17 protein-coding genes are annotated in these 14,517 nt (G+C 59.1%); 11 read left to right on the top strand and 6 right to left on the bottom strand.

Annotated features, from left to right (window positions below; genetic code table 11):
• Positions 1-847 (top strand): 16S rRNA (uracil(1498)-N(3))-methyltransferase (locus DTF_RS0102430; protein ID WP_155890675.1); only part of this gene is annotated, 847 nt, incomplete at its 5' end.
• On the top strand, positions 844-2,385 hold the full coding sequence (locus tag DTF_RS25065) for an RDD family protein (RefSeq protein WP_051360744.1): 1,542 nt from the start codon (positions 844-846) through the stop codon (positions 2,383-2,385). The genes DTF_RS0102430 and DTF_RS25065, both read left to right, overlap by 4 nt.
• 2 nt (positions 2,386-2,387) lie before the next feature.
• Here DTF_RS25065 and DTF_RS21520 read toward each other — a convergent pair whose 3' ends face one another.
• Together DTF_RS21520 and DTF_RS0102415 are read right to left on the bottom strand one after the other, a co-directional pair.
• A complete protein-coding gene (locus DTF_RS21520; RefSeq protein ID WP_035055496.1) occupies positions 2,388-3,002 on the bottom strand; it encodes a hydroxyacylglutathione hydrolase family protein in 615 nt (204 codons plus the stop codon).
• A 5-nt stretch (positions 3,003-3,007) separates the two neighbouring features.
• A complete protein-coding gene (locus DTF_RS0102415; RefSeq protein ID WP_027714024.1) occupies positions 3,008-3,226 on the bottom strand; it encodes a hypothetical protein in 219 nt (72 codons plus the stop codon).
• Positions 3,227-3,374: 148 nt separating this feature from the next.
• Between DTF_RS0102415 and dapF the strand changes: the two genes are divergently transcribed.
• From dapF to yjgA, 6 genes are all read left to right on the top strand, one after another.
• Positions 3,375-4,214, top strand: a complete 840-nt coding sequence (dapF, locus tag DTF_RS0102410; protein WP_027714023.1) for a diaminopimelate epimerase — start codon at positions 3,375-3,377, stop codon at positions 4,212-4,214.
• Entirely contained in the window at positions 4,211-4,630 is a 420-nt protein-coding gene (locus DTF_RS0102405; RefSeq protein ID WP_027714022.1) for an HIT family protein, read from the top strand. The genes dapF and DTF_RS0102405 overlap by 4 nt, the downstream gene beginning before the upstream one ends.
• An 83-nt stretch (positions 4,631-4,713) precedes the next feature.
• Positions 4,714-5,343, top strand: a complete 630-nt coding sequence (locus DTF_RS21515) for a pyrimidine 5'-nucleotidase (RefSeq protein ID WP_051360740.1) — start codon at positions 4,714-4,716, stop codon at positions 5,341-5,343.
• A gap of 21 nt (positions 5,344-5,364) precedes the next feature.
• Complete coding sequence (locus DTF_RS0102395) at positions 5,365-6,216, top strand: deoxyribonuclease IV (RefSeq protein ID WP_027714021.1); 852 nt, start codon at positions 5,365-5,367, stop codon at positions 6,214-6,216.
• Positions 6,217-6,666: a D-aminoacyl-tRNA deacylase gene (gene dtd, locus DTF_RS0102390; RefSeq protein WP_027714020.1), complete on the top strand. Its 450-nt coding sequence runs from the start codon at positions 6,217-6,219 to the stop codon at positions 6,664-6,666.
• Positions 6,666-7,166 (top strand): ribosome biogenesis factor YjgA, encoded by a 501-nt coding sequence (gene yjgA, locus DTF_RS0102385; protein WP_027714019.1) that lies wholly within the window; start codon positions 6,666-6,668, stop codon positions 7,164-7,166. Before dtd ends, yjgA begins: the two co-directional genes overlap by 1 nt.
• Before the next feature lie 118 nt (positions 7,167-7,284).
• On the opposite strand, the gene DTF_RS0102380 is transcribed toward yjgA, so the two are convergent.
• The 3 genes from DTF_RS0102380 to DTF_RS0102370 all read right to left on the bottom strand — a co-directional run bounded on the left by DTF_RS0102380 (position 7,285) and on the right by DTF_RS0102370 (position 9,176).
• The gene (locus DTF_RS0102380; RefSeq protein ID WP_027714018.1) at positions 7,285-7,632 is read right to left on the bottom strand and encodes a DUF3147 family protein; all 348 of its coding nucleotides are present in this window, start codon (positions 7,630-7,632) and stop codon (positions 7,285-7,287) included.
• Positions 7,633-7,774: 142 nt separating this feature from the next.
• Positions 7,775-8,218 carry a hypothetical protein gene (locus tag DTF_RS0102375; protein ID WP_027714017.1) on the bottom strand — a complete coding sequence of 148 codons (444 nt, stop codon included), beginning with the start codon at positions 8,216-8,218 and terminating at the stop codon, positions 7,775-7,777.
• Positions 8,219-8,258: 40 nt separating this feature from the next.
• The gene (locus DTF_RS0102370; RefSeq protein WP_027714016.1) at positions 8,259-9,176 is read right to left on the bottom strand and encodes an NAD(P)H-binding protein; all 918 of its coding nucleotides are present in this window, start codon (positions 9,174-9,176) and stop codon (positions 8,259-8,261) included.
• A gap of 79 nt (positions 9,177-9,255) precedes the next feature.
• On the opposite strand from DTF_RS0102370, the gene DTF_RS0102365 reads away from it, so the two are divergent.
• Entirely contained in the window at positions 9,256-9,588 is a 333-nt protein-coding gene (locus DTF_RS0102365) for a transcriptional regulator (RefSeq protein ID WP_027714015.1), read from the top strand.
• 109 nt (positions 9,589-9,697) lie between these two features.
• On the opposite strand, the gene DTF_RS0102360 is transcribed toward DTF_RS0102365, so the two are convergent.
• Entirely contained in the window at positions 9,698-11,005 is a 1,308-nt protein-coding gene (locus DTF_RS0102360; RefSeq protein ID WP_027714014.1) for a hypothetical protein, read from the bottom strand.
• Between the two features lie 319 nt (positions 11,006-11,324).
• On the opposite strand from DTF_RS0102360, the gene DTF_RS21510 reads away from it, so the two are divergent.
• Positions 11,325-13,697: a methyl-accepting chemotaxis protein gene (locus tag DTF_RS21510; protein ID WP_051360738.1), complete on the top strand. Its 2,373-nt coding sequence runs from the start codon at positions 11,325-11,327 to the stop codon at positions 13,695-13,697.
• Between the two features lie 11 nt (positions 13,698-13,708).
• Positions 13,709-14,497 carry a GPMC system MBL fold metallohydrolase gene (locus DTF_RS0102350; protein ID WP_027714013.1) on the top strand — a complete coding sequence of 263 codons (789 nt, stop codon included), beginning with the start codon at positions 13,709-13,711 and terminating at the stop codon, positions 14,495-14,497.
• The last annotated feature ends 20 nt before the right edge of the window (positions 14,498-14,517 follow it).

Raw genomic sequence — 14,517 nt, 5'->3', positions numbered from 1 at the left:
AAGCTTTCGCCGCTTTTCCTTTGTCGGAGCCCGAAATCACTTGCCGGGAGGAGTGGATCTGTCTTCTCTATCGGCGGGAGCGCTGATGCGACGCTTCTTTCTTCCCCCCGCCAACATGGCTAATGAAGAAATCACCCTCTCGTCCGAGATTCTGCACCACCTAGGGGCGGTGCTGCGGCTTTCGGCAGGAGAGGAGATCGTGCTTCTGGACGGATTGGGGAACCTGTGCCGCTGCCGCATCGAGTCCCTCGACCGGCGTTCAGGAAAGGCTCGCGTGCTTCACCGGTGGCGCGAGGAGGAGAGCGCCCTTCCCGTCTGTCTGCTGCAGGCCCTCCCCAAGGGCGACAAAATGGATCTCGTTCTGCAGAAAGGGACTGAGCTGGGGGTGTCGATTTTCATCCCGGTGCTGGCCGGACGCAGCATTTCCCGCCCCGGGACCGGAGAGGAAAAGCGCCAGCTCCGCTGGGAGCGCATAGTCCGGGAGGCTGCCCGTCAGTGCCGCCGTCCTTGTCTCCCTCACCTCACCTCACCTCTGCCTCTGCCTCAAGCCCTGTCCGAATGCAATGCCGACCTACGTCTGATGCTCTGGGAAGAAGAGAGCCGCCCCCTTGCCGGGGCGTTGCCCGCTGCTGCGCCTCGGCAGGCAGCCATTCTCGTCGGCCCTGAAGGAGGCTTCTCGTCTCAGGAGGCGGAACTCGCCCGGCGGGCGGGCTTCCTTCCGGTTCGGATCGGACCGCGCATTCTCAGGACTGAAACGGCCGGATTCGCCGTCGCGTCCATCCTGCAGTATCTTTACGGAGATTTGGGACCCTGCTCAAAAGCCCATCCGTGCAAGGAGATGCCATGAAGTGTCCCAAATGCGGATATAACAGCTTCGACCACCTGGAGAGCTGCAAAAAGTGTGGCGAGGATATGGAGACGCACAAGGCCAGGTTCGGCCTGCGCAGCCTGTTCTTCGGCTGCGGGAAGGGCGAGCCGGCCACGCCCCTGACCTCGGTGGAAGAAGCGGAATCGAAAGCTCTGCCCGAGGATGAAGTCGCTCCGGCCGCGGCGACGGACTTCGGATTCGATTTCATGGACAAGCAACTCCCCACCGAAGATCCGCTCAATTCCTCCCTGGAAGAACTGCTCGGCACCGGTCTTAAGGAAAGTCAGGTTTTTTATGTCGAACAAAAGGAACCTTCTCCAGGTTCCTCCGCCATCCCCTCCCCGCTTGAACACTATGATGACGTTCCGGCGGGTGACGCCTCTGATTTCGACGTCACCTGGGAAGAAAAGTCTCTGACCGGAGCCGGAGAAATTTCCGGCGACGAAGGAATGTTCGCATCTGAAACGTTCCCCGGATTTGCGGAGAATGAGGCTTCCGGTCTCGATTTGTCCAGGGCTGCCGTTCCCTTCGGGGCCACCCCCGATACTTACGGCCAGAACTCTGATGCGGCTCCAGGATTATCGGATGAGGAGTTTCCGGAATTCGTTTTCGAGGAGGAACCTGTCGAAACTCAAGACGAATTTCCCCGTATATTCGAGAAGGAAATCGCCGGACAAGACTTTGCCCTGATGGACCAGCCGTCGATGTGGGAAGATTCCGGTGTTTCGACTGGAGGCGTTGCGGGACGGTCAATCCTTTCCGAATCCTTCCCCGCCGCCGAACCGTTTTCTTGGGATGACGCAACCGAAGAACCGTCCGAAGATGGGAACAGTCACCTCGGATCTTCGGCACCGAATCTGGCTGAGCTTTTCCTCAAATCTCTCGACGACGGTGCCGATGACGACGGTGTGACGGCAGCGGTTCCTGCCCTTTTTGCGGACGAGGAACTCTTCGGAAATATTTCGTCGGAAGTGACGCTGGATCTTCCGGAGGGTCTGGAGGAAACAGGGGCCGGAAAATCCGTCGTGCCCGCCCCCCCCTCTCTGAGCTCCCGGCTTGGAGCCGGAATCACGGACCTGGTCATCCTGACCGTGGTCTTCATCCTCTTTCTGATGGCGGGAGAGGTGGCTCTCGACTCCGGCCAGAGCGGAATTTTTTTCCCCTCCCCGGCGAATCTGATCGAACTGGCGACACCCTACTTTCTGGTCCTTTTCGCTGTCTGTTTCGGTTATTTCACCCTCTTTCATTTTTTGATCGGCCAAACACCCGGAAAGATGCTCTTCCGGATACGGGTCGTGGGAGAGGAAGGGGGAGGTTTGATGTTCTCCCAGGCTTTTCTGCGCAGCGTCGGGGGCCTGCTGTCCCTGCTTCCGGCCGGCCTCGGCTATCTTCGCATCGCCTTTGACGGGGAACGGCGAGGCTGGAATGATCGACTGGCGAACAGCCGGGTGGTTCCCGTAACCGGGTGGGAGCGTCTGGAAGAATTAAGTGAAGAGGGTCTGGCGGAGGAGGGATAGATTTAACCCATTCGCAGGCGGATAAAGCTTTCCAGGTTTGGACACTGCAGATAGGGGTTGTTCTCCCGCTCGAAGCCGATGGTGGAAACGGGCCGGGGCCCGTAGTCATGCCCGGGATAGACGCGGGTTTCCGGTGGAAATTCCGCCAGCCGGCGCAGGCTGCGATAGAGTTCTTCGGGGTCGCTGCCGGGGAGATCGGCCCGGCCGACCCGCGTGACGAAGAGGGTGTCGCCGGTGATCAGGGCACCGGGCGGATTCAGGACGATCGAGCCGGGGGTATGCCCGGGGGTGTGGAGGACCTTCACCCTTTCCTCGCTGATGGTAATGAGGGTCCCCTCTGTCAGCGGAATGTCTGCCCCGGGAACGTCGGCTGGGTGAGCGGCGAGTCTGGCGCCGGTAGCCTCGACGATGCGGCCGTTGCCGGCGGTGTGATCGCGGTGGCCGTGGGTGTTGACCAGAATCTCCAGGACGATGTTGCGTTCTGCGGCGGCCGCAAGCAGCTTTTCCGGGGCGAGAGAAGGATCGACGGCGATCCCCCGGCCGCTGGCCGGGCAGTAGACGAGGTAGGAGAAGTTCTCCATCTCGCCGGCGGGAACCTGAACGATTTCCAGGGGCATGGCGATCACCAGAGCTGCTCGGGGGGCTCCTGGTGCCCCACCTTGACGATTTCGCCTTCGACGATGCGGAAGACATCGCCGGTGGCGCGAACAATCCACTCGTCTCCCTCCTCCGGCGGATTGGGAAACTCCCGGCTCCCCAGATAGACATCCTCATTGTCGATAAAACCCCACCATTCCAGGGCTCCGGTCTGCCAGAGCTTGGTCTTGAGATTGAAAGCCAAGGGCATCCTCCTCATTCTAGTGTTTCCTTCATGATACGTTTGCCAGCCGCGCGGGTCAATGCGAGCACATTGTCCCTTGTTCCCCGGTGGAAAGATCGCCTATAATAGCATGTTACCTTCCGATGAGAACAAAGAAAGGTCCGTCGACATGAGATTCACAAAAATGCACGGCGCCGGAAACGACTACGTGTATATTAACGGCTTCAAGGAGACGGTCCCGGATCCTGCCGGCCTGGCGATCGAGCTGAGCAACCGTAATTTCGGCATCGGTTCCGACGGTCTTATCCTTATTCTTCCTTCACGGCTCGCCGACGTGCGCATGCGGATGTTTAATGCAGACGGCAGCGAGGCGGAGATGTGCGGAAACGGCGTCCGCTGCGTGGCCAAATACGCCTGGGATCACGGACTGGTGGATAAAAAGGAGATTTCCGTCGAAACGGCGGCAGGCATCCTCAAACTCCAGCTGTATACAAACGAAGCCGAAAAGGTTGAAAAGGTGCGGGTAAACATGGGACGGCCGAGGCTCACCCGTGGGGAAATCCCCATGACCGGTTCCCCCGACGAGCAGGTGGTGGGGGCGGAACTCCACGTGCTCGACCGAACCTTCCACATTACCGGCATCTCCATGGGCAACCCGCACTGCGTCATCTTCGTCGACAACGTGGCGGAGTTCCCGGTGGAGAAGTACGGTCCGGCCATCGAAACCCATTCCGTATTTCCCAACCGCACCAATGTGGAATTCGTGGAGATCGTCTCGTCAACCGAAGTCAAACAGCGCACGTGGGAGCGGGGGGCTGGAGAGACCCTGGCCTGCGGAACCGGAGCCGCAGCCGTCACCGTGGCGGGGGTTCTGAACGGACATACCGGCCGCCGCCTCCTCAACCGCCTGTGCGGAGGCGATCTGGAAATGGAATGGACGGAGGAAGGAGACATTTACATGACCGGGCCGGCGGTCCAGGTTTTCGAGGGAGAATACCGCCCGCAATGAACTGTCCCATGTGCAGCCGCTGGCAGGATGATGCCGAAATGCGTATCGCGGAGCTGGAGCACTGCTTTATTCTTCTCAACCGCGACCAGTTTTTTCCCGGCTATACCCTGGTTTTCGCCCGGGAGCATGTCACAGAACTATTTCATCTCGATCCGTCCGGACGCCGCGGGGTGATGGAGGAGGTAAGCCGCGTGTCCGCCGCTCTCGATCGCATTTACCGGCCTGCCAAGATGAATTACGAACTGCTCGGCAACATGGTGCCGCACATGCACTGGCACCTAGTGCCGCGGTTCACCTCCGATGTACTGTGGCCCCGGCCGATCTGGAGCGAACCGCACGAGGAGATCCACCTTTCTCCGGAGGAGTACCGGGAGACGATCCGTAAAATTCGTGAGACGCTGGATTTGATAGAATAAAGGGCGGAATGCCGTCCGAATCAGGGCACCTTCGCCGGGGTCGCCCAGGCGGCGCGGGCAGTGCCCCTGCAGGATAATGAACTATGGATGCGATTCTTTTTGATCTTGATAATACGCTTTATGCGCCGGAGCGGGACCTCTTCTCGTTGATCGATAAGCGGATCAACCGTTTCATGGAGGAGGTCGTCGCCATCCGGCCCGCGGAGGTGGACGGGCTGCGCCGGCACTACTGGAAGGCGTACGGCGCCACTCTCCAAGGGCTGATCCGGCATTACGGAGTCGATCCGGAGCACTATCTGGAATATGTCCATGATGTCGATATAGCCGGAAGGCTTCTGCCGGACCTCGACCTTGGCCGCGAACTCTCGGGGCTGGCCGCCCGCCGGTGTATATTCACCAACGGGTCCAGGAGGCATGCCGAGCGGGTGCTTGCCGCTCTCGGACTGGCGGAGCACTTCGAAGAGATCTTCGATATCCGTGTCGCCGCGTATCAGCCCAAACCCTGCCCCGATCCCTACTACGGCGTGCTCGCGGCCCTCGGTCTGAGCGCCGAGCGCTGTATCATGGTGGAGGATTCGCCGGATAATCTGGCAACTGCCAAAGATCTCGGGATGACCACCGTCCTGGTCGGGGCCGGCCCGCCTGCCCCCTTCGTCGACTATCAGGCGCCGACGGCTTTTGCCGCCTGTCGACTGGTGAGTTCCCTGTTCTGAATAGTATAAAGGATTCAAATCATGCAGCAGCCGATAGGCGCTCACATGTCGATCGCCGGAGGGATGCATCTGGCCTTTTCCCGGGGGGAGGAGGTGGGGTGCACCGCCATTCAGGTCTTCACCAAAAATGCCAGCCGATGGCGGGCCAAGGCTCTGGATGTGGTGGAGGCCGAGGCGTTCCGCAAAGCCTGGAAAGAGAGCTCCATCGGTCCGGTCATCGCCCATGACAGCTATCTCATCAATCTGGCCGCTCCGGACGAGGAAAAATGGAAAATGTCCATTGCCGCATTCATCGATGAGATGGAGCGCTGCGCCCTGCTCGGGATTCCTGCCCTAGTCATGCATCCGGGAGCGCACATGGGAGCCGGGGTAGAGTCAGGACTGAAGCGCATCTGCGCAGCGTTTCGCACCATCTTCGCCGAGGCGCCTGGAGAAGTGACGGTTCTGCTGGAAAACACCGCCTCCCAGGGGACCTATCTCGGCGGGCGGTTCGAGCATCTGGCCTCGATCATGGAGGGGGTCCCGGAAGGGCGCTTCGGCGTCTGCTTCGACACCTGCCACGCTTTCGCCGCCGGTTTCGACATCTCCACGGCGGAGGGTTTCGCCGCCACCATGGACGAGTTCGAAAGGGTGGTCGGCGTGGGGCATATCCGCGCCTTCCACGTCAACGACAGCAAAAAGGCCTTGGGCGGCAGGCTCGACCGCCATGAGCATGTCGGCAAGGGATGCATCGGCCGGGAGGGGTTCAGGGCCCTGATGCGGGACGACCGGTTCAACGCGGTTCCCAAGATTCTGGAGACGCCCAAGGGGGAAGGGGACGAATTCGACCGGATGAACCTGGCCGCCCTGCGGCAGCTGGCGGGGGAGCGATAGATGCGCGCCGTTTTGCAGCGGGTTTCCTCGGCCCGAGTCGTCGTCGAAGAGGAGAGTGTCGGAGAAATCGGTCCCGGTCTGGCCGTTCTGCTCGGGGTTGAGGAGGGGGACGAGGAAAACGATGCTCTCTTTCTGGCCGAAAAGACGGCCGGGCTGAGGATCTTCGAAGACGGAGAGGGAAAGATGAATCTCTCGGTGACGGATACCGGCGGTGAAATTCTGGTGGTTTCCCAGTTCACCCTGCTGGCCGACTGCCGCCAGGGGCGCCGGCCCGGTTTCTCCCGGGCGGCCCCGCCCGAAAAGGCCAACGCCCTTTACGAACATTATGTCGATCTCCTGCGGGAGCGGGGCCTGAGGGTGGAGACGGGGACCTTCCAGGCGATGATGGAGGTGTCCCTGGTGAACAGGGGGCCGGTGACGATGCTGCTGGACAGCCGAAAGGTTTTCTGATGACCGAGGAAGAAAAACCGAGCCGTTCAGCTTTGAAGCGGGCAGCCAAGGCCGTCGAGGACCTGGCCCGTCAGATGGTGGATATGCCGGAAGCCGAGTGGAAAAAGCTCCCTGCTTCCCCGGCTCTGCACAGAGAAATCGAACTGGCCCGGGTCACGAAAGGGCACGGATCCCGCAAGCGGCAGACTAAACATCTGGCAGCCCTCCTGCGCCAGATGGATGAGGAGACCGAAGAGCTGCAGGCCTTCTTGTCCGGCCTCGACCAGGTTCATCTCAGAGAACAGCGGGATTTTCACGAGCTCGAAAACCTTCGTGACCGCATCTGCAACCCTGATCTCTCCGAAGCGGCCCTCGACGAGGCCGCATCCGCCATGCCCGGACTCGATCGGGGAGCCATCAGCCGGCTGGCCGGTTCCGTTCATGCTCACGGCGACCGACGAGCCTTCCGCGAGATCTTTCGCCGCCTGAGGGAGGCCAGGGAAAAAACCATTTGCGAATAATGGTTTTATTGTTTTCCTGATGGTCGCGGCAGAAATATGACTGCGTCCGGAGATCTTTTCCTTCTTGATCCTGCCGCCGCAGCGCGGACATCTTTCCTTCTTTCCCGTGCTCACCAGCCTAAAGATTGATGCCGAAGCGGCTGATAACCCACGCATAGAGTAGATACCCGAAAACCATGATGATCATGGCGCCGCAGATGGCGAGCTCGAAGCGGAGCCCCCATCGGATCATCCAGGGGAGAAGGACGAAAAAGAGAAGAGATGGAAGAAGGGCCCAGAATATCTGTTGGGAGAGATCGACGACGAGGAGTTCATTCCCGGTGTCCCGGTAGAGCCACAGCATGGCAAGGATGGAGGTCAGCGGCAGGGAGGCCAGGATGGCGGCCAGGGGAAGGGAGCGTTTGGCCAGTTCGGATACGGCGGCGATCACCACCGCCGTCACTAGCACCTTGATGAGAAAATACATTTTCTCCTCTTTTCAGCGCCGTTCCTGTGTGTTCATCTGAACCCTTTGAGTGCTGAAGGCACCAATCTCATTTTACCCGACAACGCACATGTCGGCAGTACGTCCTCTCTCCTCTCACCTTCAGGATCCAGTTCGCCCGGCATTACCGCATCCCGAGTTTATGAAACAGGATTCCGAGACATTTATTCAGCGGATTGTCTCGATGGAGAGTTTTCACCACAGGCGGCTGCCGGAGGCCCAGATTCTTGAGTTCATCAATGATCTGGCGATTCCTCTCCAGTTTCAGCCCCTTCCGGAAGGTTTTGATGGCGCGGGTTTTCTCTCCGGCCAGAAGGTAGATCCGGCCAAGGTTGAGATAATGCAGCGCCTTGTTCGGCTCCTCCTGCATGGCCGAGAGACACAGGGCGGCCGCCCTGCCGATCTGATGTTGTTCTTTGGCCAGACAGAATGCCAAATATGAGCGGGCGGTTGGGCTGTCATCCAGTTTCACCGCATCCTCGAAGTGGACTATGGCCACCAGGGTGCTCCCTTCATTGAGAGCCTCCATCCCTTTTCTGATCAGGTCTGTCGCTTTGTTACTGGACATGGATCATCCTTTTTGCTGCCGCTTCCGCTGTGGTCAGGCCTCAGTCGAAATGACGCTCCAATTCGGAAATATACGTGTCGCCGAGGGTGTCGGCATGCTGTTTCAGCCATTCGCTGAAAAGGGTGTGTCCAGCGGGCTCTGCAGGTGATGTCAGCAAGTTGCGTGCCAGCCCTTCGATTTCGTCCTCCGTCAGGAGGACGTCTTTGACTCGTCCGCTGAGCATACGGGTGAACTGAAGTATCCGTTTCGGCTTTACCCGCAGGAGGCGGACGTGAGTGCCTATCTCTTTGGCCATGAGACGGACCAGTTGGTCGAAGGCGTAGGTTTCGGGACCCCCGGCATTGAGGCACAAATTTTCCTCGCTCCGGCCGACTCTAACCGCCAGTTCGGCGACATCGTCGACATGGATAGGCTGTAGTTCGCTGCGCCTGGAATCGGGAACAGCGAAGACAGGATAGCGGCGCAGCAGCCAGGCGATATTGTTGAAAAGGATGCTCTCCTTGCCGAAGAGGACGGTGGGGCGGAGAATAGCCCAGGAAAGCCCCGATTCGCGCACGATGCGTTCGGCCCTGCCCTTTGCCCGGAAGTAGCGAAACGTGGAGTTTTCATCGGCGGCAACGGCACTGATATGAATGCAACGGCGCAAGCCGGCCTCGCGGGCCGCCTGAAGGAGGATTTCCGTATTTGCGACGGCCTGTTCGAAGGTAGCCTGCCGATGTTCGAAACGGATCCAGTAGGTATTGTATAGAGTGGTCGCGCCGGACAGACTCTCAGCCAGAGCCTCAGGGTCTCCAAAGTTGTACGGAATCGCCGGCACCGTCTCGCCGAAAGGGTGTTCGCGATCGGAATGGCTGGTGAGGGTTTTCACCTTTTTGCCGGCGGAGAGCAATCGCCGCGCGATGTATTTGCCGGTGAAGCTGTAGGCTCCGGTGACCACATTGAGCTCGTTTTCCGGCATGAACCCTCCTCGTGGGGTAAAATGGATACCAGATGTCAAGCACGCAGCAACACCGCAAGTTTATCCGAAGCGGAGAGAAATGAAACAGAAGCCGAAATCCCCTGTTCTCCCCTCTTCCCACACCGAAACCGCAAGACGCCGGATCATGGCGCTGCTGGAGAATCAGCCGGTCTCCGCCCGGGACATCTCCGGAGCTGTCGGTTTGGCGGAGAAGGAAGTCTACCCTCATCTGGAGCACATCCGGCGCAGCCTTCAACGGGAGAGGCGGCGGCTGATCGTCCTGCCGTCCTCCTGCCTCGGATGTGGTTTTGTCTTCCACAAACGGCAGCGGCTGACAACCCCCGGCAAGTGCCCGGTTTGCCGTAGCGAATCGATTTCCGAGACCTTCTTTTCAATAGGTAGGCCGGTATAAGCGGAGCGTTTCCGGCAACCGGCCAGAACGGCGATGCTTCTTGGCGCGCCGGGAACGGCTGCGCCTTATCCCGGCCTACATGACTACCTGACGACGCCTCTTGAGAGGGTCAAAGGGCGCTGGCATCCAGGGAATCGGCGATTTCCAGTTCGCGCAGCTTGAGCGCGATTCTCCGCCGGACGGAGGTGGGTATTTCCACGTGCAGGCAGATCGCATCGGCTCGCAATTTCCGGGCCTCGATCCGCTGGAGGGCGTTTCCTCCGGCACCCGGAAGCCAGCGGATATTCTCCATGGGCAGATAGGTGCGCTCTTCTCCGGGGAGCAGGCTTTTGACTTCCGTAGAGGGGTTCAGGTCCCGGCCGAGGAGATGCAGTCCCCCCATGACGAAGAAATGGTAGCCATGGTTCGGAGCGTCGCAGAACTGGACATAGATTTCCTCCGACAGGTCGCGCAGCAGGAAAAGCCCGGTGCGCAGTGGGGAGGAGGGGGAGAGATGGAAAATGTCTCCCCTTTTTTCCATTTGCCCCATTTCGGCGCACGGGGGGTAGGGGGGGAAGCCGCCTAGTCCGACCACCAGCCGGGAGTCGTCGGGACGGGTCCCCACGCAGCCATGCATATCGATTATCAGCTCCGGGGAAGGGCGGTCGAGAATGGCGACGTAGCGCCCGAGGCCTTCCTCCAGTTTATAGCAGTAGGGATGGCCACCGCCGTCGACATAGGGATAGATGACGTCGATGTTGCTGGGATTGAGGGGAACGCCCCAGCTCTTCAGTTTTTCCAGATTCTCGTCGGTCAGGGGTTCGCGCCCGGAAAATCCGAGATTGATCAGGGCGGAACCCCCTTTGCCGGTACGGAGGAAGTAGAGCGTCACATCGAGGGAGTGGGGATCGTAGGGACCGTGAGTAGCGGTGAGGAGCGGCTGGCCGGGTCCCCGCCGGTCGCTGCGGCGCAGCAGCAGCACTCCGCCGGCCTGGTCGGGGAGAAAGCGGGCTTCAAAATCCGCAAGACGAGGTGCGCCGGATCTCCAGCCGGTGTCCTCCGCGGGTACGGTGCGGAAGAAGCGATGAAGCACCTGCTGGCGCCAGGTGGCGACGAAGCGGAGCGTCTTTTCAGGGAGGCGGTAGTAAACGGCGTATTGAGGAACGTCGAGGTAGACCTGGATGCCCAGGCGGCGCAGAAGGTCCCGATTGTAATTATTCTGTGTGGTTTCAAGAAGACGAGAGGTGATTTCCTCCATGGCATCGAAATCCCTCTCGGCCGGAGACTCGGCAAGCAGCTCCACCCTCTTGAGATGACGATAATCCTCGCGGCCGATTTCCACCTCCAATCGGTTGAGGTGCCGGCGGAAGGGAGCGGAATAATCGACAGTAAATCTGCTTTTGAAGAGTTTGGGAATACTCAGGGATTTGTAATTCATGGAATTCTCCCTTTTGGGGATATTTTAATCATAACCTCTGATCGAATCGGGAACAATCCCCCGGCGGTAGATTGGATGGAAAATGCGGGTTCACTACGACGTTAAATCGGGGTTTTACGACTATAAACAGTTGCCATGGGTTGTTAAAAGATGTTATTTTTGCCCGATCGGAACCCCTCTCCAGTCGATGTGGCCAAGTTCATCGAATCCACACTGAGCGCAGGGGCAGAAGGTCGTCTCCCGGAAATCCCTCAGGTGAGAGACCGATCCTTCCGTTGGTTTAACTTTCGAAGGCTCCTAAATAGAAAAAGGTGCTGCGATGTTCAAATCTTTAAAGTTGCGTTGGAAGATTCTTCTGGCACTCGTCACCCTTTCCGTTCTTCCTCTGTTCAGTACCCTCTATGTTCTCTCCGGTCTCACCCTGAAGGAGGTTGAAAGGAGCATGGATGCCCGGTTCCACCAGGTGGCAAATTTTGCCGAAAGGAGTACTGTCTATTCCCAGCGCGAAGTCGTCAACTATATCAAACTGATGAGTCGTAACGCCGATATGGTCAACGCAGTCTATTACGCATCTCTCACCAATGATTTTCTGCAGCTCGAAGAGGTCATTCGGGATAGTCAGGAAATATTCAACTTTGACCTTCTCGAGGTACTGGACAAGGAGGGAAATGCCCTTTTGCGCATTCCGGCAGAGGAGAAACCTGCAGGGAACGCAAGCGGTCGAGAGCATCCCGTCATCGCCGCCGTCTTGGAAGGCGAGGCGTTAAGCTCCGTCGAGCCCTTCGACGGCCGCCTGGCCATTGTCGCAGCCTCTCCGGTGCGACTGCAGCAGGAACAGATTGGCTATCTTCTGGGGGTTTCTTTTCTCAACGACGCCTTCGCCACCCGCATCAAATCCCTGAGCGGAGCGGAGGTAGCATTTTTCGATGAATCAGGAATTATCGCCGCCTCTCACCAGGAACTGAAGGGGCTCCTCCCGTCTGAATATCAGAAAGGGGAATCAGAGATCCGCCTGGAGGGCAAGCCCCATATCCTTTTCACCAAGAACCTGGGGGTAGCCCAGCGCGGTGTTCTGCTGGCATTGGATCTGTCTGATGTCGTGGCCGCCCGGCAGCATATACGAGAAGTCATGTTTATCGCGCTCGTGGTGGCCGTCGGCCTGGCCGTACTGGTCAGTCTCGCCATTTCCCGTGGCGCCGTCCGGCCTCTGGTACAGGTGACCGAGAACCTCAAGGAGATTTCCGAAGGAGGAGGGGATCTGACCCGGACGCTGGTGATTCACTCCCGGGATGAAGTGGGAGAGCTGGCGGGGAGTTTCAACCGGTTTGTGGGACGGCTCCGGGAGATGGTCAGCCGCACCCGTTCGGTTTCGGTCGACTTGGCCGAAGCCACCGAAAAGATTCGCCACTCCGCCCGCGAAGTAAGTGAAGGCGCGGCTCAGCAGTCTCATTCCCTCGAACAGTCCCACTTGGCCATCCAGGGGATTGAGGAAGCCGTCTCGGGAATCGCCGAGAGCACGGGCTATCTCGTTGATTCAGCGGAGGAGAGCTCTTCGGCCACCCTGGAACTGGGTGCCACGATAGAACAGATCGCCTCGCAGATGGAGAAGCTCTTCTTTACAGTGGAGGAGGTTTCCAGCTCCATAAACGAAATGTCGGTGGCCAGTCAGCAGATTGCCGACAATGTGGAAATTCTTTCCTCCTCGACCGAAGTGACCGCTTCTTCGATTACCGAACTGGATGCCTCCATTAAGGAAATCGAAGAGAATGCCGAAAAGACCAACCGGCTCTCGGAAGAGGCGGCCCAGGATGCGCAACGGGGCAAGGAGGCGGTGGATGAAACCATCGAGGGAATCGGGGCTGTTCGTGAAATGGTGGACAAGGCCAGCGCTACCATTCAGGAACTGGGGAATCAGTCCAGCGCCATCGGCAAGATCCTAACAGTGATTGATGACGTGGCCGACCAGACCAGCCTCCTGGCCCTTAATGCCGCCATCATCGCAGCCCAGGCCGGCGAACATGGAAAGGGATTTGCCGTTGTGGCTGACGAAATCCGCGAACTCGCCGACAGAACCGCTGTATCGACCAAGGAAATTGCAACGATCATAGGCAACTTGCAGTCCGGAACGAAGGAAGCGGTCAAGGCGATGACGGTCGGCAGCGAGCGTGTTCACCTGGAGGTGGCCCGTTCCAGGGTGGCCGGCACCGCTCTGGATAAGATCCGCAGCAGCACCCTGACTGCGACTGAGCAGGTGCGAGGCATTGTAAGGGCCACCCAGGAGCAGTCCCGGGGGAGCCGCCAGATCACTAATTCAATTAACGAGGTCGCCGCCATGCTGGGGCAGATCGCTACCGCGATCAAGCAGCAGAGTGACGGCACCCAGCACCTCGCCAGAGCCGCCGAGTCCATGAAGGAAATCGCTTCACAAGGCAAACTCAGCACAGCAGAGCAGGCAAAGGGGAGCCGGCAGATCAATGCCAGCATGGAAAAAATCCGCACCATGATCGAGCGCATCGACGCCGCCACCCGGGAGCAGACCGAACGCAGTCGTCAGGTGGTGGAAGCGGTTTCCAACGTTCGCAGCATTTCTGAGAACAATGCGGCCCGTACCGCCGAACTCGATCAGGTGGTGGAGATCCTCGTCAGGCAAACGTCGGCTCTGGAAGGCGAGGTGGGCGCATTCAAGATATGAATAGCGCCACCATGACCGTCACCATTCTCGGATCCGGGACCAGTACAGGCGTTCCGGTCGTCGCATGTCCCTGCGCCGTATGTACATCGCACGATCCGCGGAATTCGCGGACCCGTTGCAGCGCCCTGATCTCTCATGGGGGCAGAAATATTCTCATCGACACGACCACTGATCTGCGGCAGCAGTCCCTGCGAGAGAAGATCAAACGTATCGACGCGGTTCTCTATACCCACACCCATGCCGACCATGTCCACGGCATCGACGATCTGCGACCTTTCAACTTCGTCGCGGGCCGGGCGATTCCCATTTACGGTTCCGCAGAGACGATTGCATCCATCCGGAGAAATTTCAGCTATATTTTCAGTGAGGAAGCCGAGGAGGGATACCGCCCACGGCTGGATCCCCGACAGATCAGCGGCCCTTTTGAATTGTTCGGCCTATCGGTGGAACCGCTCCCCCTGCATCACGGCAGCGGCAGTTCTCTGGGCTTTCGGATCGGCCCCTTCGCTTATCTGACCGACTGCAGCGCCATTCCGGAGGCGTCGCAACGGCGGCTGCAGGATCTTGAAGTTCTTGTGATCGACGGTCTGCGTTTTCGACCCCATTCGACTCACTTCAATATCCCACAGGCGATCGAGATGTCCGCCCGCCTGCGCGCCGGACGAACCCTGCTGACCCACCTGAGCCACGAGGTGGAACATGCCGATTGCAACAAAACGCTGCCGGGCGGGGTGGAACTGGCTTTCGACGGTCAACAGGTTGAGCTGTGTCTGAATCGAGGAGATCAGGCGCGCATTTAGGCGGCGGTTTTCACCGGTTT

The sequence above is a fragment of the Desulfuromonas sp. TF genome (assembly GCF_000472285.1).
GTDB lineage: Bacteria > Desulfobacterota > Desulfuromonadia > Desulfuromonadales > ATBO01 > ATBO01.
This window is presented reverse-complemented; position numbering and strand designations above follow the sequence as displayed.

Excerpts from the sequence above, each read along its gene's own strand:
- DTF_RS25065 (WP_051360744.1), top strand. The coding sequence starts at position 844 with ATGAAGTGTCCCAAATGCGGATATAACAGCTTCGACCACCTGGAGAGC.
- DTF_RS21520 (WP_035055496.1), bottom strand. The coding sequence starts at position 3,002 with ATGCCCCTGGAAATCGTTCAGGTTCCCGCCGGCGAGATGGAGAACTTC.
- dapF (WP_027714023.1), top strand. The coding sequence starts at position 3,375 with ATGAGATTCACAAAAATGCACGGCGCCGGAAACGACTACGTGTATATT.
- DTF_RS0102405 (WP_027714022.1), top strand. The coding sequence starts at position 4,211 with ATGAACTGTCCCATGTGCAGCCGCTGGCAGGATGATGCCGAAATGCGT.
- DTF_RS21515 (WP_051360740.1), top strand. The coding sequence starts at position 4,714 with ATGGATGCGATTCTTTTTGATCTTGATAATACGCTTTATGCGCCGGAG.
- DTF_RS0102395 (WP_027714021.1), top strand. The coding sequence starts at position 5,365 with ATGCAGCAGCCGATAGGCGCTCACATGTCGATCGCCGGAGGGATGCAT.
- dtd (WP_027714020.1), top strand. The coding sequence starts at position 6,217 with ATGCGCGCCGTTTTGCAGCGGGTTTCCTCGGCCCGAGTCGTCGTCGAA.
- yjgA (WP_027714019.1), top strand. The coding sequence starts at position 6,666 with ATGACCGAGGAAGAAAAACCGAGCCGTTCAGCTTTGAAGCGGGCAGCC.
- DTF_RS0102380 (WP_027714018.1), bottom strand. The coding sequence starts at position 7,632 with ATGTATTTTCTCATCAAGGTGCTAGTGACGGCGGTGGTGATCGCCGCC.
- DTF_RS0102375 (WP_027714017.1), bottom strand. The coding sequence starts at position 8,218 with ATGTCCAGTAACAAAGCGACAGACCTGATCAGAAAAGGGATGGAGGCT.
- DTF_RS0102370 (WP_027714016.1), bottom strand. The coding sequence starts at position 9,176 with ATGCCGGAAAACGAGCTCAATGTGGTCACCGGAGCCTACAGCTTCACC.
- DTF_RS0102365 (WP_027714015.1), top strand. The coding sequence starts at position 9,256 with ATGAAACAGAAGCCGAAATCCCCTGTTCTCCCCTCTTCCCACACCGAA.
- DTF_RS0102360 (WP_027714014.1), bottom strand. The coding sequence starts at position 11,005 with ATGAATTACAAATCCCTGAGTATTCCCAAACTCTTCAAAAGCAGATTT.
- DTF_RS21510 (WP_051360738.1), top strand. The coding sequence starts at position 11,325 with ATGTTCAAATCTTTAAAGTTGCGTTGGAAGATTCTTCTGGCACTCGTC.
- DTF_RS0102350 (WP_027714013.1), top strand. The coding sequence starts at position 13,709 with ATGACCGTCACCATTCTCGGATCCGGGACCAGTACAGGCGTTCCGGTC.